This window comes from Paenibacillus sp. FSL H7-0703 (assembly GCF_038003485.1).
Lineage (GTDB): Bacteria > Bacillota > Bacilli > Paenibacillales > Paenibacillaceae > Paenibacillus > Paenibacillus polymyxa_B.
The window spans coordinates 4,052,501-4,078,585 of record NZ_JBBOPF010000001.1 but is presented as its reverse complement, the minus strand read 5'-3'; the positions used below and the strand labels follow the sequence as shown (position 1 = coordinate 4,078,585).

The 26,085-nt window shown below is 43.6% G+C and carries 18 protein-coding genes, 11 tRNA genes, 2 rRNA genes and 1 pseudogene (1 of these 32 running past the window's edge); 2 read left to right on the top strand and 30 right to left on the bottom strand.

Annotated elements, in window-relative coordinates; genetic code table 11:
• Positions 1-76: 76 nt before the first annotated feature.
• From MHB46_RS18210 to MHB46_RS18180, 7 genes and pseudogenes are all read right to left on the bottom strand, one after another.
• Positions 77-1,279, bottom strand: coding sequence for an FUSC family protein (locus MHB46_RS18210; RefSeq protein WP_341163029.1), 1,203 nt, complete (start codon positions 1,277-1,279; stop codon positions 77-79).
• A 314-nt stretch (positions 1,280-1,593) separates the two neighbouring features.
• Positions 1,594-1,798, bottom strand: a pseudogene (locus MHB46_RS26255) (IS110 family transposase); the annotation flags it as partial.
• A 152-nt stretch (positions 1,799-1,950) separates the two neighbouring features.
• Entirely contained in the window at positions 1,951-2,505 is a 555-nt protein-coding gene (locus MHB46_RS18200) for a DUF1700 domain-containing protein (protein WP_341163027.1), read from the bottom strand.
• The gene (locus tag MHB46_RS18195) at positions 2,498-2,842 is read right to left on the bottom strand and encodes a PadR family transcriptional regulator (RefSeq protein ID WP_341163026.1); all 345 of its coding nucleotides are present in this window, start codon (positions 2,840-2,842) and stop codon (positions 2,498-2,500) included. Before MHB46_RS18195 ends, MHB46_RS18200 begins: the two co-directional genes overlap by 8 nt.
• Positions 2,843-3,002: 160 nt before the next feature.
• Positions 3,003-4,172, bottom strand: coding sequence for a serine hydrolase domain-containing protein (locus MHB46_RS18190; protein WP_341163025.1), 1,170 nt, complete (start codon positions 4,170-4,172; stop codon positions 3,003-3,005).
• Between the two features lie 508 nt (positions 4,173-4,680).
• A complete protein-coding gene (locus MHB46_RS18185) occupies positions 4,681-4,908 on the bottom strand; it encodes a hypothetical protein (protein ID WP_103047079.1) in 228 nt (75 codons plus the stop codon).
• Positions 4,909-5,389: 481 nt separating this feature from the next.
• Positions 5,390-7,459, bottom strand: a complete 2,070-nt coding sequence (locus tag MHB46_RS18180) for a serine hydrolase (RefSeq protein WP_341163024.1) — start codon at positions 7,457-7,459, stop codon at positions 5,390-5,392.
• Between the two features lie 373 nt (positions 7,460-7,832).
• On the opposite strand from MHB46_RS18180, the gene MHB46_RS18175 reads away from it, so the two are divergent.
• Complete coding sequence (locus tag MHB46_RS18175; protein ID WP_341163793.1) at positions 7,833-8,003, top strand: hypothetical protein; 171 nt, start codon at positions 7,833-7,835, stop codon at positions 8,001-8,003.
• Between the two features lie 6 nt (positions 8,004-8,009).
• On the opposite strand, the gene MHB46_RS18170 is transcribed toward MHB46_RS18175, so the two are convergent.
• A complete protein-coding gene (locus MHB46_RS18170) occupies positions 8,010-8,837 on the bottom strand; it encodes a TnsA endonuclease N-terminal domain-containing protein (RefSeq protein WP_341163023.1) in 828 nt (275 codons plus the stop codon).
• A gap of 267 nt (positions 8,838-9,104) precedes the next feature.
• Between MHB46_RS18170 and MHB46_RS18165 the strand changes: the two genes are divergently transcribed.
• Positions 9,105-9,533 carry a helix-turn-helix domain-containing protein gene (locus tag MHB46_RS18165; RefSeq protein ID WP_341163022.1) on the top strand — a complete coding sequence of 143 codons (429 nt, stop codon included), beginning with the start codon at positions 9,105-9,107 and terminating at the stop codon, positions 9,531-9,533.
• A gap of 93 nt (positions 9,534-9,626) precedes the next feature.
• On the opposite strand, the gene MHB46_RS18160 is transcribed toward MHB46_RS18165, so the two are convergent.
• The 22 genes from MHB46_RS18160 to MHB46_RS18055 form a co-directional block, all read right to left on the bottom strand.
• A complete protein-coding gene (locus tag MHB46_RS18160; protein ID WP_250260345.1) occupies positions 9,627-9,947 on the bottom strand; it encodes a hypothetical protein in 321 nt (106 codons plus the stop codon).
• A gap of 161 nt (positions 9,948-10,108) precedes the next feature.
• Positions 10,109-10,447, bottom strand: a complete 339-nt coding sequence (locus MHB46_RS18155; protein ID WP_250260344.1) for a helix-turn-helix domain-containing protein — start codon at positions 10,445-10,447, stop codon at positions 10,109-10,111.
• Positions 10,448-10,626: 179 nt separating this feature from the next.
• Positions 10,627-12,459, bottom strand: a complete 1,833-nt coding sequence (glmS, locus tag MHB46_RS18150) for a glutamine--fructose-6-phosphate transaminase (isomerizing) (RefSeq protein WP_061832056.1) — start codon at positions 12,457-12,459, stop codon at positions 10,627-10,629.
• A gap of 632 nt (positions 12,460-13,091) precedes the next feature.
• Positions 13,092-14,432, bottom strand: a complete 1,341-nt coding sequence (gene glmM, locus MHB46_RS18145; RefSeq protein ID WP_013312125.1) for a phosphoglucosamine mutase — start codon at positions 14,430-14,432, stop codon at positions 13,092-13,094.
• A gap of 60 nt (positions 14,433-14,492) precedes the next feature.
• Entirely contained in the window at positions 14,493-15,962 is a 1,470-nt protein-coding gene (locus MHB46_RS18140; RefSeq protein ID WP_341163021.1) for a CdaR family protein, read from the bottom strand.
• Positions 15,959-16,792: a diadenylate cyclase CdaA gene (gene cdaA, locus MHB46_RS18135; protein ID WP_013312127.1), complete on the bottom strand. Its 834-nt coding sequence runs from the start codon at positions 16,790-16,792 to the stop codon at positions 15,959-15,961. The genes MHB46_RS18140 and cdaA overlap by 4 nt, the downstream gene beginning before the upstream one ends.
• Before the next feature lie 221 nt (positions 16,793-17,013).
• A complete protein-coding gene (locus tag MHB46_RS18130) occupies positions 17,014-17,637 on the bottom strand; it encodes an anti-sigma factor (protein WP_013312128.1) in 624 nt (207 codons plus the stop codon).
• Positions 17,638-17,787: 150 nt separating this feature from the next.
• Positions 17,788-18,354, bottom strand: a complete 567-nt coding sequence (gene sigW / locus MHB46_RS18125; RefSeq protein ID WP_016818747.1) for an RNA polymerase sigma factor SigW — start codon at positions 18,352-18,354, stop codon at positions 17,788-17,790.
• Between the two features lie 191 nt (positions 18,355-18,545).
• Positions 18,546-21,338 carry a phosphoenolpyruvate carboxylase gene (ppc, locus tag MHB46_RS18120; RefSeq protein WP_250260341.1) on the bottom strand — a complete coding sequence of 931 codons (2,793 nt, stop codon included), beginning with the start codon at positions 21,336-21,338 and terminating at the stop codon, positions 18,546-18,548.
• A gap of 738 nt (positions 21,339-22,076) precedes the next feature.
• Positions 22,077-22,147, bottom strand: a tRNA-Gly gene (locus tag MHB46_RS18115).
• A gap of 9 nt (positions 22,148-22,156) precedes the next feature.
• A tRNA-Pro gene (locus MHB46_RS18110) sits at positions 22,157-22,230 on the bottom strand.
• Between the two features lie 20 nt (positions 22,231-22,250).
• Positions 22,251-22,327: transfer RNA gene (locus tag MHB46_RS18105), tRNA-Arg, on the bottom strand.
• Positions 22,328-22,332: 5 nt separating this feature from the next.
• Positions 22,333-22,407, bottom strand: a tRNA-Gly gene (locus tag MHB46_RS18100).
• A gap of 11 nt (positions 22,408-22,418) precedes the next feature.
• Positions 22,419-22,499 (bottom strand) — tRNA-Leu (locus MHB46_RS18095).
• 11 nt (positions 22,500-22,510) lie between these two features.
• Positions 22,511-22,586 (bottom strand) — tRNA-Lys (locus MHB46_RS18090).
• A 4-nt stretch (positions 22,587-22,590) separates the two neighbouring features.
• Positions 22,591-22,665: transfer RNA gene (locus MHB46_RS18085), tRNA-Gln, on the bottom strand.
• Positions 22,666-22,720: 55 nt separating this feature from the next.
• Positions 22,721-22,796 (bottom strand) — tRNA-Val (locus MHB46_RS18080).
• An 11-nt stretch (positions 22,797-22,807) separates the two neighbouring features.
• Positions 22,808-22,879 (bottom strand) — tRNA-Glu (locus MHB46_RS18075).
• A gap of 11 nt (positions 22,880-22,890) precedes the next feature.
• A tRNA-Thr gene (locus tag MHB46_RS18070) sits at positions 22,891-22,963 on the bottom strand.
• 3 nt (positions 22,964-22,966) lie between these two features.
• A tRNA-Asn gene (locus tag MHB46_RS18065) sits at positions 22,967-23,042 on the bottom strand.
• A 19-nt stretch (positions 23,043-23,061) separates the two neighbouring features.
• A 5S ribosomal RNA gene (gene rrf, locus MHB46_RS18060) occupies positions 23,062-23,178 on the bottom strand.
• A gap of 77 nt (positions 23,179-23,255) precedes the next feature.
• Positions 23,256-26,085: ribosomal RNA gene (locus tag MHB46_RS18055) — 23S ribosomal RNA — on the bottom strand (it continues 98 nt past the right edge of the window).

The window sequence follows — 26,085 nt, the reverse complement described above, 5'->3', positions numbered from 1 at the left end:
TAAAAACATTGCCTGTCACTTCATAAACAATATCAATGGATTTGCCAAAATGCAGGTGGTACAGGCACTCACTTAATTAAACACTTGGCGTTTCCTTAAAAACTACTTTTTGTTCCCACTGAATTTCTTCAAAATCTACATTTTCATGAGAAATGGAAATTGGAACAAGGTCTAATATCTGATTTTCATTTTCTTTAAATTTCTCTATTTTTATTGTTCCATACTCAACATATGTTGTTCCTTCTTTTGTTCTAAAATAGCAATAAATCTGAAGTTCATCATAACATGAAATATCAATCGTAAATTCTGTATGATTTCTTTCTTCTTTATCTTTGAAATCAATAAAATAAAGATTGTAATTATACCCTATTGGATACAAAGAGTTTGAAAACATTCCTGATTTGTTTCTAGATGAGGGATTAGGTTTATCCCCGATTCGAATTGTCCCTGAAATATAATTATCAGTTTTACTCGATCCGGCTGTTACCATAATTTTCTTTTGAAATTCACTTGTATATTCGAATTTAATTTTTTCCTCTCCCGGAAAGTAGGGTATACATAAGTAATCCATTTTTTCAATACTTCTCCACTTTGTTTTTTTATCATAGCTAATTCCATAGATAAGTGGGGATATCTCCACATTAATAATGGGTAAGCTCAGGTTAATATTACCTATTAAAAATTCATCCTCTTTTTCCAAAATAATACTACTAGAAACTGAACATAAGTCCTTCGTTTTTATTTTGCTTTGCTTATTTCCATCTAACATATTCTTGGGCTTATCAAAATTCCCGGTTATTCTAACACTAAGCAATGTTAGCATTAAACAAGCAAAAAGTGAGAGTAAAACTATACCTATGGCTGTTATTTCACTCATATCGTTGCCTAAAAATGTTCCAATATTAAACCAAATCCTTATTGTAATAATCAGAAAAAGTACAGTTAGGAGTATTGCCCAATTATTAAAATTAATAAATAATGGCTTAAAATTTAGAAGAAGTGACTCGCTTACCAATCTTTGATATAAAGTGAATTTACTTTTTAACTCATACTTATTATAAGCTTTTCCATTGCCATTAATAATATCTTCTATATCCCATGTAAGTTCTTTGCATTTTTGAATTATATGCTGCTTGTTCAATGAAATAAAAATTGTAACAAGAGCACTGATTGTTAATAAACCCGCAGCAATCGCAACCACAAATGTCAAATTTTGATTAAGTGTATCATTTCTAAATTCACCAATAAGGATACTAAAAATATTATGTACTTTCTCCATATAAAAACCTCGCAATACATTTTTTTCGCAATAATTAAAAATCTCATTTACATATGATACGGTTCACTGGAATTAATATTCAACTATCCTGCCCGTTACTTCAATGAAAACTAGGGTACAGCTGCAACGGCAATCTGCTCCCTGGTTATTCAACTAACGTTCCCCGTTAGCTCAATGATCCGGACTTCTACTGGTTCATCGAGAACATAACCTAAACACAAAGCTAATCTCCATTTTGAAATGCCCTTTTGCCCAATTGTGATAGCCGCACGACCCGGTAACCCGGCTCATCTCCAGTCGCGAACTCCGATGGCTACGGTGTGCTTTAACGTCCCCACGGTAATTCATCTCAGCCAAATGCCAAGCATCTGCTGCATCTGTTTTCACCTTACGAAGCTGTGTGCTTTTCGATCGTTTCGCTTGCAGGGGGTTGACGATGTAATGAATCCATCCACTGCGTTTAAGATACCCTACCAGATTTCGATGGTAATGTCCGGTTGCCTCAAGGACAACAACGGGCATTGTTACGCGATAGGGGTGCATAAGCTCCTGTAGCGCGGGTTTCCGCTCTCGTTTTGAGAGGGGTAAGGGCTTTACTGCGTGACACACCCATAGTAGAAACGGGGTACGGTTGGTCTATGAATGACCGCCGCGCCCCGTTCTTTATATTATTACACTGTTTTCTTTTTCTGACTAATTGCGTGTATATATTTAATAGTAAGCTTCCATAAGACTCTCCCGAGCCAAAACATTAACACACCAATCACAATAGAAATTGGCAAGAACTGCTTTGGGCTTGGTGTAAATGCTCCCAATTCGATTGTTATTCCGGTAATATCATATCCCATAAGATACCCGAAAAATTTAACAATTCCGCCTATCAGCGTAATAACTCCACCAATCATTAAAGCAATGGAAAGAGTACTGATGAACGGCAAAAGTAACACACCGCTGACGCCTGCAAAGCTGCTACAAAATGCAAATATTGCGCCGAATTTACGCCAACTAAATTTACTGTTCTTTGAAATGGCTTCACCTAAGTATGCTTTCGCTAATTCTTTTGGGTTTCCTAACCGTTCAATGATTTGCTCAGAAGATACACCATTATTTTGCAATTCAAGCATTACGCTTTTGATTTCTTTTACAATGTCAATACGCTCGGAATCGGACATAGATTTCAAATACTTTTCAATTTTTACAAGATAGTCATTCATAATTTTATCCATAATCTAAATCTCCTTTAATTTCTGATATAGCTGTTAATAAATTATCCCATTCTAAGGACATCGCGTTTAAGTATTCGTTTCCTTTTTCTGTAAGGGTATAATATTTTCTCGGTGGCAAGCCCTCTGTACTTTCTTGCCAAGATGAAGAAATATATTCTTCTTTCAATAATCTTCTAAGCAGTGGATAAATTGTATTTTCTTTTGCAGCAACAATAGGATACTGCTCTAACTTACTTATGATTTCATACCCATAATATGGTCGTTGCTTTATTAGCAATAGAATACAAAAATCGAGTGTTCCTCGCTTAATTTGTGATTTCCAATCTTCTACATTCATGTATTGTACCTCCTGCATATATATCGTACAACACAGTACTATATTTATCAATAGTAAGTTCAGTACCAACAACCGCCGAACGCAGAGGCTTTTGAACCAGGAAAGTATATTTTTAACTATAAAAAACTATGACAAATTTTATCCGTATTTTCCTTTTTTCCTATTTGCTAAATTCAGCAAGTAAAATATTTTTAAAAGGATTAGGACTGTTATCTCTACCCAAACTGTTCAAACTGACGACCAACGTATGCTTGCCTCCAAGTGTACCTCCAGCAAAAGTAGAAAACCCTAGAATGCCACCCGTATGTCCCCATATCGAGACACCGTTTGGGAGCTTAGTTTCAAAGATTCCAAGACCCCATCCCTCCATTCCTGCTCTTCCAGTAGGAACTGTAGTAAGCATTTGTTTTAGTTGCTGTTCCTTCAGTAATTTGCCACCGAGCAAGGAAGAGAAGAATTTATTTAAGTCGTCAGCAGTAGAAATAATATCTCCAGCCGAGCTACCTGCACTTGGATTATAATAAGTAACGTCTTTTATCTCACTTGCTTCGTCTGGTTGGGAATATCCCCGAGCATGCTTGGTGCCTGGAATAACGCTTGAATTGCCAGGTAGGAATGTATCCGACAATTCAAGCGGTTCAATAATCCGATTTTCAATCTCTTCCGCGTAGCTGTTTCCGGTTACTTTTTCAATAAGAATACCCAGTAATACGTATCCCGTGTTTGAATAAGACCAGCCCTTTCCTGGGACAAAGTCTGGGGGCAGAGAAATCCCCATCTTCACTAATTCATCAGCCGTATACGATTTTTTTGTATCCATAAAATCAGCGTCTTTTGACCTTGAGTATTCAGCGATACCACTTGTATGGTTCAATATCTGCCGGATGGTAATCTGTTTAGCATTATATCCGTTTCCTTGAATGACACCAGGCAACCATTTTTCGATGGAGTCGTCTAGATTTAAGCGGTTCTCTCCAGCTAATTGAAGTACAACCGTTGCGGTGAACGTCTTCGTCACGCTGCCAATGCGAAATCGAAAATCTGTTTCCATTGGTTTCTTGGTGCTCAGATTCGCTATCCCAGCGGCATAACCCCACGTTTTTCCACCCTTATAAGTTTTAGCAAGTATCCCCGGGAATCCAAGTTGCAATGCATCCCGCATTGCTTGCTTGACGGAATTATGATCTCGTTGAGTGGTTGTTTGTAACGAACAAGATACATTTTGAGTGGGCTCTGCTTTTACAATTGAGGTTGGCAATGTGTATAGCAGGGAACTTCCAGTTATTAAAAGGGCCAGACTTGCAAATGTAATTTGACTACGTATTTTCATAAGGAATTCCTCTTATCTATTAATATTGTAAGTTTGTAATCATCTTCATAATTTTGTTTTACCAACGCTATTCTGTCCTAATAAGCGGTGAATTCCTCTTTTTTTCGCATCCCAGAAATTAATTCTTTTCCTTAAAATACTCTGTTAACTGGTTTGTTTTTCATATATTCGTCATATCTGTTCCGCCTTTCACACCTACCTCCTGCATATACATCGTACAACACAGTACCTCAATTATCAACAGTATATCAGATTTTTTTTATTGAACGAGAGATATTTTGAAAGAAATTCAGTATCAACAACCGCCGAGCGCAAGCAGAAACAGCGGGATGTTACGCAATAGGGGCGCATATGCCCTTGTATAGTGCTGGTTTCCGGGCGCGTTTTGAGAGGAGCAAGGGTTTTATACCTTTTCCCTCAAAATCATCGTTCTGCTGCGTGACACACCCATAGTAAAAACGGGGTGCGGTTGGTCTATGAATGACCGCCGCGCCCCGTTCTTTTTTGCTTATCGTTCAGTTTCCTTTTGCCGTTCGGCTTCTCTTGGCTGTCGCAAAATCCCATCAATGTTCCGCTTGATAACGTCGTATTCCTTTACCTGCTTTTTTAGTTTCCCATAGTCGGTATACAGCTTTTCCTCTTGAAGCCTTTTGTATTCCGCTTGCAGGACGGCGATGTTCGGGAGCCTGCCGCCGATCTGCGCTGCCTTTAATACTTTGGTGGCTGCTTCATACAAAAAAATACTGCTTTCGTGCCCTGCGCGGTAGCTGTCCTTATACTTTGCTCTGCGGTAGCCGTCACATCGATCAGCTCATTACGAAATCTATTAGTATATTTCCACATTTTATTCAACTATCCTGCCCGTTAACTTAAGGAAGAACCGTCAGTCTAACACTTAATTTTTCTAGTCTACAACTTTATTTTCTTCTGACAGCTGATGCAGGATTTCTAGCTTGCTGCGTTCGATTAGGCTAAGATGTGAATAACTCATGGACTGATTCTCCTTGTGTGAATGCTGGCGTTGGAACTTTCATTCTACACGAATCAGGTCATGGGCCATTTTTTTATTGATTTCCAGCAGGTGTCGCACTTCATATTACAATCCGTCAAATGAAGAAAGGATGGTAGTGAAAGATGAAACTGGAAGCAAACAACAAGTTAGTCATGATTGGAGATTCTGTCACGGTGCGAATGCGGCTGTAACGGCCGATAAGAGATTAAGGAACAAATAGAGCCTTGTCAATGAAAAAGGAGGCTTCTTGGCGAAGCAAAGGTGCTTTGGAGCGGAAATCGACTGAACCGTCAGAATTGGTTATTGTGACTGGATCCGTAACTCCGGCAGCAACAAGCTTGCTTACGGCCTTGATAGCCGATTCATCGGTTTGCCCTGCCAATCGCACCTCATCGCCAAGCGGCCATGGAAGAGGAATGCGCGTTAAGATGACGGCCATTTCTTCCCGAGTTATCGTGCGATCCGGTTCAAATCGGCCTCCGGGCTCCTCCCCCAACCAATGATGCTCGACCGCCGCCTGTATCTCTTTGACCGCAAAATGGTGTTCGATATCCGTGTAACCGGATTTCGATTTGGAGGGCGGATAGCCGACAGCATGCAGCAGCATTGTGATGAATTCCGCGCGGGTCATGGGTGCCTTGGGGTCAAAGCTGCGCCCATCTCTTCCATTGATGATATCCAGCGAATGGAGCTTTTCAATAGACGGTTGGTAGGGGCTTTCTTTCGAGACATCGGAAAACAGCGCTTTTTCCTGCATTTTGGGCGAATAGGCTAACGGCGATTTGGCAGGTCTGTACATATAAGCAATACCGCCATCCTTTTGTTCAAGAAATGCTATTTTCTTCCCGTGGTCATCCATAAACAACAAGGGATCTATCTTTTTCAAAGTAGTCTTGCTATTCCCCAATTTGTATTTGTCCTCCGCTACAAGTTGTCCGTTATTGTACGTAATTCTAGTCACAAATGCCGGGGTATGCAGGTCTCTGTATAATCCGACGTAACGCGCGGCTTGCTGTTCTGTCAGAGGTGATACCGATTCAGGCGTCTCGGTGCTCTTCGGATAATAATGGTTCATAAAGGCAGCATACAAATCCGAGCGCAATTCGGAATCATTATTATAAATGACGAACAATCCCGTTTTGCGCTCAGGCAGTAGCCATGTCCATGAGGCATATCCGGGGATGTTCCCGCCTTTGCCGACGACATACTGACCATTCGACAGTTCATTGAAAATGCTTTCAAATCCATAGCTTGTAATAGGTATAGCCGGATGAGCTAAAACGGAAAACTTGCTCATTCGCTGAACACTTTGTTCGCTTAACATTTGCCGATCTCCGGCCTTTCCTTTTTGCAGAAGCATGACCATGAATTTAGCCATATCGCTTCCGGTGGACAACATTCCGCCCTGAGGCATGTCCGTAGGATAAATGCCATACTCCGGATATGGCGTGCCTTGCGGATCGTAACCTGTAGCCATTCGGGCTTTAAGCTCTGGGGTTACAAGATCATGGGAAGAATTCATGCCGAGCGGCTGAAAGATGTTTTTATCCATGTATTCATGAAAAGGGAGCCCGGTAACTTGTTCCACGGCATATCCCGCCAAAGCAAAAGCATAATCGTCATACTGGTAGGCTTCCCCCGGCTTCCGGACGATGGTTGGCATTCGATCAATTAAGAAATCTCGAAGAGAAGTCTCTTGATTAAGAAGATCGGGCGAGGCGTCATCATCTTTTTCATATGGGAAATCGAACCCAGTCATGTGGGTCAGCATATTTTCCATAGTTAGCGGTTTACCTGTCGAATTGGGTATTGTGATACCTCCAAGATAGGATTGGATGTCCTGATCCAGCTTGATCTTCCCTTGGTCAGCAAGCTGCAGCACAGCCACAGCCGTAAACGTCTTAGAAATAGAACCGATGCGAAAAACGGTATTGGAATCAACTGGGGTTTTGCTTTCTTTGTTTGCATACCCGTATCCTTTGGATAAAACTACTTGTCCGTCCTGAACGACGACGAACATGGCACCCGGGACATTGAACTTCTTCAAGCTTTCCCCAAAGTAATTGTCCGCGAAGGCCTCCACTTCTTTGGGGTCAACCGGACCGCTTGGAGCAGCAGGAACAGCTGCAGGTTGAATCGCTGTGATTGTTTGCCCCTTAAGAGGGGGCTGTTCCGCACTGACACTATGCCCTGCGACCAAAGCAATCAAGTAAGTCACAGCTAGAGACGTGCTTAGCGTTACAGCGAGCACTTTTGTAACTCTTTTTTTACGCATTAGAAAATTCTCCTTCAATGAAATTGGTATAGGCTGGAAGTGCCCTCTCAGTATAACATGATGGATTATTTCCCCACACAGTCTTCCGTCTAGTTCATTACCTAGCCTAAGGTCAAGTAAAAAAGGATCAGACCGCAGCAGCGACCTGATCCTTTGCACTATTGTTTTCAATGCTTGTACTGCGGATAAACACGGCCCTGCTCAAGCGCTTCCTGGGGTCCCGCCAACATTTTAACGAAAATATACGCTATAGGAAACATTAACCTAAATTTCGAAAGTAACCTTCTATTAAAAAACAAAAAAAAGGGCTCAAATCTTTGGTAGAATGGTGTTTGCGAGAACAAAATCACCCAAAGAGAGGAGCACCTTTTAGGTGAAGTCTACCACACCCATCTATAAAATCAAGACCGAATTTTCACTGGATCAGTCCACAAGCATCGGAGGAAGCAAGATCTTCCTCGATTATCTCGAAAAAATTAAACTGAGCCAGGTGCTGCAGATCTTACTTCGTTTCCTGATGCATGTTGTACAATGTTATTTATAAAAATATTCAAAAGAGAAAACCCCCTGTTGGAAATCTATTTTCTAGAATAATCATGGATTGTAGAGTAGGATGTATTAGATGAGTCATATCCACTATCCAATAACGATTTGCTATTAAATATTTTACGATTTGCATGCAGTACCCACTTGGTAAACCAAATAATTCATCTTGTTCTCTTGTAACTTTCGCAAGTGGTTTTTCACTTTGCTGAATAGCATAATAGAGATTTTCTTCGAGACTATTTATATGGTGATTTGACAATTTATCGTTGTTTTTAGCATTATGAAGCCATTCGACATTCCTGACTAAATTGTAGTTTATCTGCCTTTCCGTAATAAGTGCCCACTCTATCTTTTGGTCTTTAAAAAACTCTTTTTCAATCTGTAATTTTTCTACAACTCGTTTTGTCAACTTGTTAGAGGGTTTGATAGAATGTGCAATAAATTTTATACTTTCTTCTTGTTTTACTGTAAGTAACATATCTGTAGTCATAATGATGGGAAGCTTATTCTTGGGGTCAGTTGGATGTTTAATGCCTAACTTTTGTGCAATATAGAGGGTTTTATCTAGGGGTAATAAAGGGAATTGTTCGCGAATATCAATCACTTGCTCTGACCACTCCATTTGGTAATGGTGTGCCAATTCAAAATGTTCAGACAAATAATGGTGAAGTCGGCCACTTTTCCAACCAAGAATTCGAGTAACTACCCCAGTTGAAGGTACATCATGTATAGTTAACCAAGGTTTATATTCCGAAAAATGGCCTTGCCCTCTTCCTTCTTTGATTTTCCGTTGAATAGATGCTAAAGAGTTTCTTGATCGAATTTTGCTCATTATTCACCTTCTTCTTTTTTTCTAGAACTGAACTAAATTAGAGTAAAGCTCAGTTGTCTTTTTCTACTCCTAAGATATATTTTAGTTTTACTTCAAAATACAAATGTAGAATATAACAACTCACAGCTTTATACAATAGCAAAGTAATATTTTTTTAGCTATATTTCACTTCGTAGCCTATTCATAGGCTACTCGTAGGGTATGAATAAGCTATAATATGGACTACAAGTAGGTATAATTAGTAAACAGATGGGTCGGGGTGAACTCATGAATACTTTGGGACAGCGATGTAGAAATTTAAGACTACTCCATAAATGGACACAAGAGGAACTTGCTAATAAAATCGGGGTAACTAAACAGGTTGTTTCTAATTGGGAGCGAAATGTAGCACGGCCTGAAATTAATCATTTAATATCTTTAGCAGAGGTTTTTGATGTTACAACCGATTATTTACTTTGTATTGCTAATCAAATGACGTTCCCCTACTGTGTGGACTCAATTGATACAATTCATTCGGACCTTAATAACGAGAAAATCATAAAATCCTTTGATCTTTTAGCAATTCTAAATTCTGGTTTTCGAATTGAATTAAATGGACAGGTATTAGAACAAGAAGATTTGAATCTAATCGGTAAAAATATTACCTTTTTAATGGAGCATTTTGTCTCTCCTTTAAAGAAAAGATATAGTAAATAGAAAATTTTAGTACCCATTAGTTTGCTTAAAGAAGTAGTGCCTCACACCTTCTTTTACAATTTAATTAACTATGTGATAGCTGAAGTTCTGCTTTTATGGATAATCTTTCAATATTTCTTTTGCAAGTTTCATTAGTTGAACACTCTGTAAATAGGTCTCTATGTCAAGTCCTTGTAATGATTCTTTTACCACCAATCTACATTCTTCATAATCTTCAAATTCATTTCTTATGTAAATTGATTTTAGATCAGTTGGGGTATATCTAATGCTGAGACTCCAACCGCCTTCTTTCAAAGCTCTTTCAAACCATTTCTCACGTATGGCTCTTGAGCAAGTATAAAAAACTTGCTGAAAACAGATACCGTGGGGTGTTACAAAAGCAATATCAAATATGCTAAGTGAATTTAGTGACATTGAATTATTACACTCCTTTCTCTAATCATATTATAGCCATTGTTAATTTTTTCATACATAAGCGCCACCAATAATCGGTATACGGATAATTCGTGACTTTTATGTACCAAAATTAAAATGAGTATTTCTAAGGCATATCATTAAGGAGCTCTCGTGAAAGATTAGTACCGAACAATCTTCAGTTTTATAAAATCAATAATTTCATCTCTATCTTCTTTAGTAAGTTCTCGAAACAAAGAAATAAGTTCTAATTCCTGAGCTTCAATGGCTAAATTAAAAATAGCGTTCTTTGATATAGGTGTATCTCCAAAGATTAACCACTCTATATGGGAATTGAAGTTTTCTTTAATTGCTATAATTATATCAAGAGAGGGTCTGTATTTATCTTGCTCCAGCTCACTCAACGTTCCTTGAGAAATTCCAATTGTATTTGCAAATTTTGTTTGATTTAAGTTGTTTGTTTTTCTAATAGTACGAATTCGTTGGCCTATTGTAGACATAATTGCCCTCCTAAGCTAAAAGATCCCGATATATCATCGGGATCTTTCTTGATGTTTGTAAAATGACTAGTTCCAGACTTTTTTTACTGGTTCCACACTTTTTTTATTGGTTCCATACATCTTTTACTGGTTCCACACTTTTTTATCACTAGACAAAAGTCATAAAAGCAACTTAAAGCTTATTCTACAGTAACACTTTTCGCCAGGTTACGTGGTTTATCAACATCATGACCCAGTGCAAGAGAAGCGTAGTAAGCCAATAATTGGAGAGATACAACTGAAATTGCAGCAGACAGAATTGGAAGTGTCTTCGGAATGGCAAATACCTGATCCACGGACTTCAGCAACTCAACTGCGTGCTCTTCGTACGTAATCGCAAGAACATCTGCACCACGAGCCTTGACTTCCTTAATGTTGCTCACGGTTTTCTCCAACACGGATTCCTGTGTTACCAAAGCGATAACCGGAATGCCGTCTTCAATCAATGCCAGTGTACCATGCTTCAATTCACCCGCAGCATAAGCCTCGGAATGAATGTAGGAGATTTCCTTAAGCTTCAGGGAGCCTTCCTGTACTACAGCATAGTCCTGACCGCGACCAATAAAGAACAGGTGCTTGTGGCTTGCAATTTGCTCAGCATAGGCTTTGATCGCATCTGCTTTACCCAGCATCTCTTCCACTTGCTCTGGCAGGGATTCCATAGCAGCCAGCACATGAGCTACTTGCTCATCTGTTTGTGTGCCACGCACTTGAGCGAGATACAAACCAAACAGATAGAACGCAATCAACTGTGAAGAATATGCTTTAGTGGAGGCTACGGCAATTTCCGGTCCTGCCAGTGTAACCAACACATCATCTGCATCACGGGCGATGGAGCTACCGACTACGTTTGTAATCGCCAGTACATGAGCGCCATTTGCTTGTGCTTCACGCAGGGCTGCCAACGTGTCAGCAGTTTCACCGGATTGGCTCACCACGATCACCAATGTCTCTGGTGTTACGATAGGTGAACGATAACGATATTCGGAAGCCACATCATTTTCTACCGGTATACGAGCCAGACTTTCAATAACTGTACGACCAATCAAACCAGCATTGTAAGCTGTACCACACGCAACAATTTGAATGTTGCGGATATTTTTAATTTGTTCTTCTGTCAGCTTCAGCTCAGGAAGAACAACTTTTTTAGTATCTTTATCGATACGGCCCAACATTGTATCACGATAAGCCTTAGGCTGCTCGTGAATTTCTTTCAACATGAAATGCTCATAGCCGCCTTTTTCCGCTGTTACAGCATCCCATTCGACATGAATCATTTCCCGAGAAATAAATTGGCCTTCGATTGTCATTAATTCGACAGCATCACTGGTCAAAACAGCCATTTCGCCATCGTTCAAAATAAATACATTGCGTGTATATTTCAGAATAGCCGGAATGTCGGAACCGATAAAGTTCTCGCCTTCTCCCACACCAATAACCAGCGGGCTAGCTTGACGAACAGCAACCAGCTTATTAGGCTCGTGCTCTGTCAGCACACCCAGTGCAAAAGCACCGCGCATAAAGGTAATTGCTTTTTGTACTGCTTTAACGATATCCCCTTTATATTCACGCGCAACCAGATGGGAAATAATTTCCGTGTCCGTTTCGGAAATAAAGGTATGACCTTCGCTGATCAGCTGCTCCTTCAGCTCCAGATAGTTCTCAATAATTCCGTTGTGAACTACAGAGAACTTTTGGCTCTCATCCAAATGTGGATGGGAGTTTTCATCAGAAGGCTTACCGTGCGTTGCCCAACGTGTATGTCCGATACCTGCATGGCCTACCAACGGCGTACCATCCAGTTTAGCTTCCAGATTCGCCAGACGACCTTTAGCCTTGGCTACTTGCAATCCTGAATCTGTAAACACGGCAATACCCGCAGAGTCATAACCGCGATACTCCAGCTTTTTCAATCCGTCAATCAATACCTCTTGCGTATTCTGATTACCAATATATCCTACAATGCCACACATATTCGTTATCCTCCCGATCATCATTTCACAAGGCGACTCATCACAGGACTAACGTGTGCGGTAGATTGTGGAATAAAGTTCATTCATCTATGAAGTTGTCAATGATAACTATAGAATTTACAGGCATCTCTTCACGAATGTAACGAAATTCCCAAACCGCGCACGCCAATGATGATGGCCGCACATTCATGAAATGAATCTTATAATTTAGGTTATAAAATAATAAAGGCATCTACCGGTGCGTTGTGTAAACAGTTGCCTGTTCATTTTCCGCTGCCGGTTTACGGCTCGATGCTTCACCGGAAGGTCCCCGCCGAATGTTTCGAACACCTTCACCTCGTCAGCTTGTTTTGTCGTGAACCGATTTGCGAGCAACTTTATCTCAACTGAATCCGTTGCTTCTCCACCAAGTTCCCCCGCACAAAATCAAGCTCTGGCGCTTGTATTACGTTACCTTACAACCCTCGCTTTCTCTATCTGAGTCACAGCATCCCTATATTATATTCAGCTAAGTATCATTTGGCAATGACACTTTATTCATAATTACACCATGAAGGCCATAAATCGTTAGTAAATAACCGCAAACGCCGTTGCCTGCTTCTTTTTCACAGGCAACCGACGTTTACAAAATTTTAAACTAATTCTTTCTTCACGACATCTACGATCTGACCGACAAATTGCTCCAGTTCGTCCTTATCCGGACCTTCGGCCATCACACGAATAAGTGATTCTGTGCCTGAAGCACGGACCAATACACGCCCATTATCGCCCAATTGTTGTTCCACCTGCTCAATTGCTTCTGCAATGGCAGGATTCCCTTCGTAATTGCGTTTGTCCTGCACACGCACATTTACGAGCACTTGCGGATACTGTTTCATGAGCGATTTTAGCTCACTCATTTTCTTGCCGGAAGCTTTCAAGGTATCTACCAGCTGAATCCCAGTCAGCATGCCATCGCCTGTCGTATTGTGATCCAGGAAAATAACATGGCCAGACTGCTCACCGCCTAGGTTAAATCCACCCCGACGCATTTCTTCCATCACATAACGGTCCCCGACCGCAGTTTTTGCAGTCTTGAGTGCCAGCTTTTCAGTAGCTTTATAAAAACCGATATTACTCATCACTGTCGATACAATGGTGCTGTCCTTGAGTTTTCCCGCACGGTTCATTGCATCTCCGCAAATGCAGAGAATATAGTCGCCGTCTACCTCTTCCCCGTTCTCATCAATCGCGATCAGACGGTCGGCATCGCCGTCAAAGGCCAAACCAATATCTGCTTTCAAGCGTCGTACTTCCTCTTTCAGCTTTTCAGGATGAGTCGAGCCGCAATGATCATTGATGTTCAAACCGTTCGGCTCGGCACCAATAGTGTGTACCTCAGCTCCCAGTTCTGCAAAAAGCTTCGGTGCCAGCTCATAAGCTGCTCCGTTAGCACAATCCAGTACAATTTTTAACCCTTCAAAAGAATGGCTAATTGTTGTTTTCAAGAACTCCAGATAATCGTAGCGAGAATGCTCGTCTACAACAACCGTTCCCAATCCACCGCCAATCGGACGAGGCAGTTGGTCTTCTTTTGCATCCATGAGCTCTTCAATTTTCAATTCCGTTTCGTCTGTCAATTTAAAACCGTCACCGCCAAAAAACTTAATGCCGTTGTCTTCAACTGGATTGTGTGATGCTGAGATCATTACACCAGCGTCAGCTTTCAATTGACGTGTGAGATATGCCACCCCAGGTGTCGAAACAATACCTAGACGAACCACATTAGCCCCAATGGACAGCAAACCGGCTACAAGAGCCGATTCCAGCATCAGTCCGGATATCCGTGTATCCATACCAATAACAACTGTCGGTTTCTCTACATTACCTGCTAAAACATATCCGCCGCAGCGGCCAATGCTATATGCCAGTTCGGCTGTAAGTTCCTGATTAGCAACGCCTCGTACACCATCTGTACCAAAATATTTCCCCATGTAAAATGACTCCCTTTTTTTGTCTAATAAATCTTGATTATTTACTACAGATAAAACATGTTATGGCTGACTGTTCTCCGAGGTTCCATTCGCAGAAGAATCTGCGCCGTTATGAGGATTTGTTTTATCCTCCGCAGCTGCGTTGTCCCCGGTCTTAGCGTCAGAATCCCCACCTTGACTGCCTTGCCCCTCCTGTGGCCTCTCCTGCCCCTTTTCGCCACTACCAGAGGGGTTTGATTCATTCTCATCATTCGGATTCGTTACAGCAGGCGTAGAAGGGCTCTCAATGTTGACCGTTGCCTTTAGTTGGCCAGCATTTCCGGCTTGCGTAATATATTTAGGCAAGCCTACTTTCAGAGTAACCTCGTGTTGACCAGCCGCGAGGCCACTTACATCTGCCACCAAACTAATATCATCATTGGTTAAATTGTTTACCATATCCTGCGGGCCCTTCACAGTAACATCCATCGTCTTACCTGCGGGTGCTGTAACAGTAGTAGTCGCTTTATCTCCTGCACCTTGTAAAACGATTGGGATGCCTGACAGCGTCCGTTCCGTATCTGTGACTTCATTGGAAGGGACGACGGTCACCTGAATTTGTATTGACCCTGGCTCGATTTTATCAGAACCTGAGGGGGCTGCCAAATTAGCTTGAACTGTACGAGTTCCCGCTTCCGTGAATTGACTTAAATCCAATGTAGCCGTGACGTAAGAGCTGAGGCTGCTCAATACATCCTGCGATGCATATACCGCCGCTTCCTTCACGTTTGCATTGACTTTAGAAAGCGCCAATCCGTCTGGCAACTCTCCAGCATAGACAATCTTAACAGGCACAGATTTCGCCTGCTGAGTTACCGGAATTTCAACGGACACAGTGGATGGCTCAATGACCGCTTCTGTAAGTTCCTGTCCCTTTTTGTTATAAGCCTTCAGTTTTACACGCTTCTGTTCAAACTTTTCTGAGATACCATCCGTATTAACAGCCCCTTGAACGGCAGTAACGGTACTCAACTGGCTTTTAGGCAAGGTAACCTTCACGGCTTGAGGAGCAATTACAGGCTTCCCAAGCTGCAGTCCCCCATCTGGGTTTCCTTTAGGAACTATAGATACATTAAATGATTTCGTTTGTTTTTCCTCAATCGTCACTGTAACACGGTTAGGAGTCATAGACACCAACTCCACTCCATCCGGCAAGTCCGGTTCGAGTGGCAATGTTTTAGTACCTGCTCCTAAGCCGTTTAAGTTTAGCTTTGCCTGATAATTATCCGCGAAAAAAGAAGTCAGCACAGAGCGCTGTCCTCTGACCTCCATCTTAACATGGTCAGTATCCATGGTAGACAATACATATTTTGAATCATCCAGACCACTAGCCTGAATGCCCACATTATCAATCACTTTATTATTATAAGAAACGGTCAGCGTAGATGAAGGTGTACCTGTATCTAGATGGACCATTCCCCACAGCAGAACAGCAACCGCAAGCGCCAATATCTTGGAAATCGTGTTATTGTTAATCCATTTGTCCATCATGAATTTCCACGGCCTCCCCTCCGATTCCAGAATGAGCCGCGTTTTTCCTTCAAAGACGGTGTTGGCCGCAACTCCTCATACAGCTTGGAGATTAGGGATTCTTCCTTAATGTCGCGCACGACCTGTCCATTAATGGCCAAAGAAATTTGCCCTGTTTCCTCCGATACCACGACAGTTACGGCATCCGTTACCTCACTCACCCCAATCGCAGCCCGGTGACGGGTTCCCAACTCCTTGCTGATGAACGGATTTTCCGATAATGGCAAATAACAGGCCGCAGAAGCAATCTGTTTATTTTGAATAATCACCGCACCATCATGCAAAGGCGTATTAGGAATGAAGATGTTAATTAGCAGTTCAGAACTGACTACGGCCTGTGTCTTGATACCAGACTCCGTATATTCGTTTAGCCCTGTCTCGCGCTCAAATACGACCAAAGCTCCTATTTTCCTACGTGATAGATAATTCAGCGCCTTAATCATTTCTCCGATTAACTTGTTAATCTCTTCATCATCCGCAGACGAACGCCCAAATAATTTGCCACGCCCCAACTGCTCCAGCGCACGACGCAACTCAGGCTGAAAAATAATAAAGATAGCCACCACACCAAAGGTGAACATCTGGTTCATCAACCACTTGAGCGTATACAAATCAAACCAGGTGCTAACCGCCCAAATGACAACTAGAAACAGAATCCCTTTTAACAATTGAACTGCACGCGTTCCGCGAACAAGTAAAATAAGCTGATACATAATATAGGTTACGATCAAAATGTCGATAATATCTTTAATGGACTCTTTCCAAGTCAGGTCCGCAAAATAATCCAACATGCGCATGCCCCCGCAATTTTCTGTAGTGAGTGGGTGTAATATGTACACAGTATGCTCTCTCTATCTAGGTTATAACGATCAGGCTCACGTTGCAAGCTGTGTGACAAAAGAACCGCTAAAATCAGTAAAATACAGTACAATTCGCCAGCTTCATATACAAAAAAACGCCTTTTCCAGCGGAAAGAGGCGCTCGATATTGTCCTTGCCATTTCAAGCTTCTTTTATGGAGAAGAGGGTCCCCCGAACAAATCAGTAACCTTGTACCAAATCCAATCCAAGGTTTGATCAATACTTTTAACCTGTCCTGCAATATGGGCGGTGGACGCTTGATAATAAGAACCATCAATCACAGTTACATTTCCTTCCACATCACCGTATACACGGGCTTCACCATTTTGCACTGTTAAATCTCCGGCAATGGATTTCCCTTCAGGCACAATCACAGTATCACCCTGAATAACGACTTGATCCAGTTGGCTTCCTTTGACTACCAATTGATGGTCCGTGCTAGAAAAGCTGGCCATGCTTGAGCATATAACAATAAGGAAGAAGGCAGCGGCTGTTACAGCGGGATGCCTTTTCACCCACGTCAGCATAGGCACCGCAGTCTGTCTTTTATGCGGCGGCAAAGCATTCATAATGCGAAATGTCAGCTCATCCGATACACACGGCACTTGATGATAGCGTGTACCGTAAAGCATCGCATCCGTCCGCTCCAGCTCTTTAAAACGCATGCGGCATTCCGGGCAGTCTAACAAGTGCTGTTCCAACTCATGTTTGTCCTGCTCAGACAGGTCGCCATCTAGATAGTCATGCATAAAAGAGACGGCTTGTTTGCAATCCATATGAGCCAATCCTTTCTAATATTCTTCCGTGTTTCTCAACATAACATGCTCCGGCTTAGAAACTTTGCTCATCTTACATACGTTACAACGAGCATTATGTTTCATAAAAACATCTATGCAGACTCTTTTCCTAGAATCTAAGCGTATGATCTATAGCTTGTGCTCCAGTTTTTTGCGCAGAAAATCCCGCCCCCTGTGTACTCTTGTCTTAATAGTGGTAACTGGGAGATTGAGCACATCGCTGATTTCCTGTAAGGAAAGCTCCTGCAAGTACCGTAAAACCATAATCGTTCTGTATTTATCTGGAAGGCTGTCAATGGCGTCATGAATCAAAGCCTGCGTTTCGGACAGAAGCGTACTCCCCTCAGGGGTAAGCTCTTCACTGGCGAGCATGGCGTACCCATCGACACCTTCCTGATCATTCATTTCAGCATCAAGTGAGTATGTAGGTTTTCTCCTTCGCAGACGATCAATGCACAGATTTGTAGCAATTCGATAAATCCAGGTTGAGAACTTCTGTCCATGATCATATTTTTCCAAATTACGATACACACGCAAAAAAGTTTCCTGCACCAGATCCTCCGCCTCATGGCGATTACCTAGCATCCGGTAGGAAAGATGAAAAATCCGATCTTTATATAACTCGACTAACTCCGCAAAAGCTCGCTGATCGCCTTTCTGTACCAGCCTTACCAAGCGGCTTTCCATATTATCCACTCTATACTCCCCCAGACTTGCTGATGGGTTACTTATTACATGTTTATGATTATTCATCGTAGTTTAATTTTATCCGGAAATCAACTGTAGTATTGTTACTAACTGCAAGCACGCCTGCCATCAATATACAAACAGCACAATCGGGCACCCCATGAGTACCCGATTGCCTGTATTCGTACAACCGTACTATATCAGCCCGTATTTCTTAAGCCTGCTGCAATTCCGTTAATTGTCAACAATACCTCACGCAGCATTTCAGTGTCATCACCGTTCTGATCCCGAAGCTCCCGTAACTCACTTAGCAATTGAACCTGCAAGTAACTTAACGGATCGACATAAGGATTACGCAACCGGATAGATTCCTGAATAACCGGCACGTCGTCCAAAATCTCGGATTGTCCGGTTATTTTCAAAATCAACTCAGATGTCAGCTTGAACTCCGCTGAAATCTGCCCGAAAATACGCTGCCGGGCCTCTTCGTTATCCGACATCCCAGCGTACTCTTCTGCAATCAGTAAATCCGCTTTAGCGATTGCCATTTGCAGTGTATCAATAAGTGACCGGAAGAAAGCAGAGTCCCTAAACATCGTTTGCAGCACTTTAAGGTTATCCTCATTGTTTTGATAGAAGCTTTGCAAACCTGTTCCAGCCGCATACCATGCAGGTAACAAGTAACGGCTTTGTGTCCATGCAAAAACCCATGGAATGGCGCGTAAGTCCTCAAAACGTTCGCTGTTCTTACGCTTGGACGGACGAGATCCAATATTCAGCTCACCCACCTCAGGCAACGGTGTAGATTCTTTGAAGAAGTTGAAGAAATCCGGATCTCGGAAAATCAAATCCTGATACTTATCCAGTGAAACTTGCGAAATGCGGGCGATAATCTCCTCCCAGCTCTCCTCAAACACTTCCTTCTTCCCGGAACGATGATATGCTACAGCCGTAATCAGCGCCGATGTTGCCTGCTCCAAGCTCCGGTACGCGATGCCTCTAAGCGAGTATCGGGATGATAGTACTTCGCCTTGCTCCGTGATTTTGATTCCGCCTCCAATCGTATGAGGAGGTTGAGCCAAAATACTGCGATTAAGTGGCATTCCTCCACGACCCAGCGCACCTCCACGACCGTGGAAAAACTTCACTTTTACGCCAAACTCATTAACTACTTCCGTAATGCTGTTCATAGCGACCCGAAGTTCCCAGTTCGCTGTAACCACACCGCCATCTTTATTACTGTCCGAGTATCCCAGCATAATCTCTTGAAGCTGGTCCATCGCAGCCACAGATTGTCGATATACAGGCAAGTTCATCAATCTTCTCATAATATCGGGTGCAGCGTGCAGATCATCTATCGTTTCGAACAAAGGGACGGATTGCAGCGTACAGATAACAGTGCCATCCTTCTCGATGCGGAACAGGCCTACCTCTTTGGATAAGACCATAACCTCCAGTAAGTCACTGGCTCCCTGAGTCATACTGATCAAGTAGCTTGTAATGGACTGCTTGCCGAATTCCTCCTGAGCCAAATAAATCGTACGATATACGTCAAGACATTCCTGTGTGCTATCGCTATATTTTAAATACGGTGAAGTAATCGGACGAGGTTCATTCAGCAGCTTTTCCAGCAGATTTATTTTCTCCTCTTCTGACAGCTTACTGTAATCCGACACAATATTCATTTTAGACAGAATTTCAGTCATCGCATTTTCATGTTCCTGACTATGCTGACGCACATCCAGCGTAGCTGTATGGAATCCAAACAACTCTACCTGGCGAATCATCTTTTGAATATATGTGTTTGCCACATAATCGGCAAAATGATGACGCAGGCTGTTGTCAATAACATTTAGGTCTGCAATGAGCTCTTCCGCAGAATTATAACGCTCATTGGTACCCTGCTTGCTTTCATCCAGGATGTTGTTCACTTTAGCAATCATATATGCCAATTTAATGCGGTAAGGCTCTTTTTCGTTATGCCATACTTCCATCTTTTTAAGTGTAATATGAGTACGGTCTTCTTCAATAGAAGCCAGCAGATCATCGGAAACTCGCACAATGCTGGTGCTGAAACTCAAGTAACCCATGAGTTCCTTTAACGTGTGCTGATATTCTCTCAAAGCCAACTTGCGCTGCATACGTAACGTTTCCCAAGTCACATGAGCTGTCACAGACGGATTGCCGTCCCGGTCTCCACCGATCCAGGAACCAAATCTCAGATAAGTGGGTATGTGCCATTTTTGTTCGGGATAATATTTGTCCAAACATCGTTCCAATTCTTGGTACACATCTGGCAGTACATGAAACAAGGTCTCGTGAAAATAATACATTCCATTTCTTACTTCATCTAATACAGTTGGCTTGCGATCACGCAGCTCATCTGTCTGCCACAGCGTAATTACTTCGTTTAGCAGATTCTCCCGTACCTGTTCCCGCTCACGTAAGGTAAGCATCGGATTATCCAGCAGCATGACGTCCTCGGAAATGCGCTTGTGAATATCAAGTATTACTCGTCGTGTCGCTTCTGTAGGATGTGCGGTCATGACCAGCTCCAAAGAGAGCTCATTCAGCAAGTTGCTAACGTCCTCGGCGGAGAAGCCCCCTTGTTTAAGCTCTTGAACGGAACTTTCAATGGAACCAGGTTGAACATCTTCACCAGCCGAATGCTCATAATCCCGCTTACGACGAATACGATGGTTTTGCTCAGCGATATTCACCAACTGAAAATAAATCGCAAACGCGCGAATAACCTGGTGACGAATATCCGTATCCAGTCCGCTGACCATTTGTTTGAAATCCTCATACAACTCCGGCTGATACCCGGCACGTAACGATTTACTTGTCTCACGTATTTTCTCCACGATATCCAAAAGTTCGTTGCCACCCTGATGAACCAAAACCTCACCAAGAATATTCCCTAGAAAACGAACGTCCCGCCGCAGCAGATTGTTGGATTGGTTTTTGTTAGCGGTTAACGTAAGCTCAGTCATGCTTTTCCCCCCATCTGATCTGTTCCACACCATATACAGTTGTAGCAAAGGAACGTATACACACGAAATTTGACACTTTCTTAACATCATACAATAAAAACGCATGAAAAGCTGCAAAATTTACAGTAAAAAATCATGTTTTTGAAATACTTCTTTTGATAAAATATTGGATTATTATGAATAAATATGAAATTAATAAAAAGAAATGAATGTATACACTAGTGATGCGTGAAACATTATGCACAGTCTCTTATAAAAAGTGTGTTTTGAAAGGTACAAATTCATGCAACATAGTGTGTATATGTTTATTATTTGTTGACAAAGTCAACTCCATTAGCCTTCTATCCACAAAGATATACACAAATTAGCCATTTCCTCAGTGTTTCTAGGGCATTTCCTCTTTAAGACTTCGCTTTTTACCCACATAAATAAAGGGGAATGTGCACAACGCAAGAGCAGATGCAGAGTTATCACCATGAATTCGTACCATAATAGCTATAGGATTCCTATATTCAAAGGATTTGATCACGAAATTAGCCTTACTGCAGAAGATCGGGGTACGTTAGAGGGGAAATTCGGGATCTGGATGTCATAAGTAACAAGAGCCTATGTACAATATGCACAAGTCATCCCCAACTGTGCATGACAGGAGACATAATTGCATTAGCTTATATACATAGAAGTAAATGTAATGTGGACAAAATAAAAAGAAGCCTTTCGGCTTCTAGGTAATCGGTAAGCGGGTGATGGGAATCGAACCCACGCTATCAGCTTGGAAGGCTGAAGTTCTACCATTGAACTACACCCGCAAATTAGTATCGGGATGACACGATTTGAACATGCGACCCCCTGGTCCCAAACCAGGTGCTCTACCAAGCTGAGCTACATCCCGATATTATACTTTTTTAAGTATGGCGCGCCCTGAGAGATTCGAACTCCCGGCCTTTTGATTCGTAGTCAAACGCTCTATCCAGCTGAGCTAAGGGCGCAAATATGGAGCGGACGACGGGAATCGAACCCGCGACCCTCGCCTTGGCAAGGCGATGCTCTACCGCTGAGCCACGTCCGCAAAAAACAAGATGCGCGTGGAGGGACTTGAACCCCCACGTCAAAGACGCTAGATCCTAAGTCTAGTGCGTCTGCCAATTCCGCCACACGCGCATGTAATACAATGGTGAGCCATGAAGGACTCGAACCTTCGACACCCTGATTAAAAGTCAGGTGCTCTACCAACTGAGCTAATGGCTCTTAATGGCTGGGGATATAGGATTTGAACCTATGCATGACGGAGTCAAAGTCCGTTGCCTTACCGCTTGGCTAATCCCCAATATGCATATGATTCACAATTCCCCAAGATTTCATCCAGGTAAGAGGATGAAAAATGGTGGAGGCTGAGGGGCTCGAACCCCCGACCCTCTGCTTGTAAGGCAGATGCTCTCCCAGCTGAGCTAAGCCTCCATACTATCCTATGACCCGTAGGGGATTCGAACCCCTGTTACCTCCGTGAAAGGGAGGTGTCTTAACCCCTTGACCAACGGGCCATCCTATAACAAGCTCTCAACCGGGTTCGAACCGGTGACCTCATCCTTACCATGGATGCACTCTACCTGCTGAGCTATGAGAGCAAATGGCTCCCCGAACAGGACTCGAACCTGTGACAACTCGATTAACAGTCGAGTGCTCTACCAACTGAGCTATCAGGGAATATTAATCATAAAGCTCTGCTTGGCGACGTCCTACTCTCCCAGGACCCTGCGGTCCAAGTACCATCGGCGCTGGAGGGCTTAACGGTCGTGTTCGGGATGGGTACGTGTGGAACCCCTCCGCTATCGCCACCAAACATGAATTTGCTGTACAAATTCTACCTTCAAGGTTACACCCTGAAAACTGGATCCGAAACTCATTTGCGTTTTATTTTAGGATAAGCCCTCGACCGATTAGTATTGGTCAGCTCCATGCATTACTGCACTTCCACCCCCAACCTATCTACCTCGTCGTCTTCAAGGGGTCTTACATACTGGGAAATCTCATCTTGAGGGGGGCTTCACGCTTAGATGCTTTCAGCGCTTATCCCTTCCGTACATAGCTACCCAGCGGTGCTCCTGGCGGAACAACTGGTACACCAGCGGTACGTCCATCCCGGTCCTCTCGTACTAAGGACAGCTCCTCTCAAATTTCCTACGCCCACGACAGATAGGGACCGAACTGTCTCACGACGTTCTGAACCCAGCTCGCGTACCGCTTTAATGGGCGAACAGCCCAACCCTTGGGACCTACTTCAGCCCCAGGATGCGATGAGCCGACATCGAGGTGCCAAACCTCCCCGTCGATGTGGACTCTTGGGGGAGATAAGCCTGTTATCCCCAGGGTAGCTTTTATCCGTTGAGCGATGGCCCTTCCATGCGGTACCACCGGATCACTAAGCCCGACTTTCGTCCCTGCTCGACTTGTAGGTCTCGCAGTCAAGCTCCCTTCTGCCTTTGCACTCTTCGAATGATTTCCAACCATTCTGAGGGAACCTTGGGGCGCCTCCGTTACTCTTTAGGAGGCGACCGCCCCAGTCAAACTGCCCACCTGACACTGTCCTCGCACCGGATCACGGTACCAAGTTAGAACCTAGATACGATCAGGGTGGTATCCCAAGGATGCCTCCTCTCAAGCTGGCGCTCAAGATTCTACGGCTCCCACCTATCCTGTACAGATCGTACCCAAATTCAATATCAAGCTGCAGTAAAGCTCCATGGGGTCTTTCCGTCTTGTCGCGGGTAACCTGCATCTTCACAGGTATTAAAATTTCACCGGATCTCTCGTTGAGACAGCGCCCAAGTCGTTACGCCATTCGTGCGGGTCAGAATTTACCTGACAAGGAATTTCGCTACCTTAGGACCGTTATAGTTACGGCCGCCGTTTACTGGGGCTTCGGTTCATAGCTTCGCCCCGAAGGGCTTACCACTCCCCTTAACCTTCCAGCACCGGGCAGGCGTCAGCCCGTATACTTCGCCTTGCGGCTTCGCACAGACCTGTGTTTTTGCTAAACAGTCGCTTGGGCCTTTTCACTGCGGCCCCCTCGGGCTATTCACCCTACCGAGGCACCCCTTCTCCCGAAGTTACGGGGTCATTTTGCCGAGTTCCTTAACGAGAGTTCTTCCGCGCGCCTTAGAATTCTCTTCTCGCCTACCTGTGTCGGTTTGCGGTACGGGCACCTTCTCCTGGCTAGAGGCTTTTCTTGGCAGTCTGAGATCATGACCTTCGCTACTACAATTTTCGCTCCCCATCACAGCCCAGCCTTACGATGTGCGGATTTGCCTACACACCAGCCTCACTGCTTAGACGGACATCCATCAGTCCGCGTCACTACCCTACTGCGTCACCCCATCGCTCATAACGGATTACGGTGGTACAGGAATTTCGACCTGTTGTCCTTCGACTACGCCTATCGGCCTCGCCTTAGGTCCCGACTTACCCTGAGCGGACGAACCTTCCTCAGGAACCCTTAGGCTTTCGGCGGATCTGATTCTCACAGATCTTTTCGTTACTCATACCGGCATTCTCACTTGAATGCAGTCCAGCGCTCCTTACGGTACACCTTCAACCCGCATTCAACGCTCCCCTACCCCTGATGCAAGCATCAAGCCATAGCTTCGGTGGTGTGTTTAGCCCCGTTACATTTTCGGCGCAGAGTCACTCGACCAGTGAGCTATTACGCACTCTTTCAATGGTGGCTGCTTCTAAGCCAACATCCTGGTTGTCTGTGCAACTCCACATCCTTTCCCACTTAACACACACTTGGGGACCTTAGCTGATGGTCTGGGCTGTTTCCCTTTCGACAATGGATCTTAGCACTCACTGTCTGACTCCCGGAACTAAATCTATGGCATTCGGAGTTTGACTGAGCTTGGTAACCCTTGCGGGCCCCGCACCCAATCAGTGCTCTACCTCCACGATTCTTTTTTCCGAGGCTAGCCCTAAAGCTATTTCGGGGAGAACCAGCTATCTCCGGGTTCGATTGGAATTTCTCCGCTACCCCCACCTCATCCCCGCATTTTTCAACATGCGTGGGTTCGGGCCTCCAGTGCGTGTTACCGCACCTTCACCCTGGACAGGGGTAGATCACCCGGTTTCGGGTCTACGTCCACGTACTCAAGTCGCCCTATTCAGACTCGCTTTCGCTGCGGCTTCAGCTCTTCACCTTAACCTTGCACGGGAACGTAACTCGCCGGTTCATTCTACAAAAGGCACGCCATCACCCATAGATCGGGCTCTGACTTCTTGTAAGCACACGGTTTCAGGATCTATTTCACTCCCCTTCCGGGGTGCTTTTCACCTTTCCCTCACGGTACTGCTTCACTATCGGTCGCCAGGGAGTATTTAGCCTTGGCAGATGGTCCTGCCGGATTCATACGGGGTTTCACGTGCCCCGCACTACTCGGGATCCGTCTCGGAGGGAACAAGTTTTGAACTACAGGGCTTTTACCTTCTCTGGCGGGCCTTTCCAGGCCTCTTCATCTAACCGGTTCCTTTGTAACTCCATGTGAGACGTCCCACAACCCCAAGGAGCAAGCTCCTTGGTTTGGGCTAATCCGCGTTCGCTCGCCGCTACTGACGGAATCACTATTGTTTTCTCTTCCTCAGGGTACTTAGATGTTTCAGTTCCCCTGGTCTGCCTCTATTCTGCCTATGTATTCAGCAGAAAGTGACTGTCGATGAAGACAGCCGGGTTTCCCCATTCGGACATCCCCGGATCAAA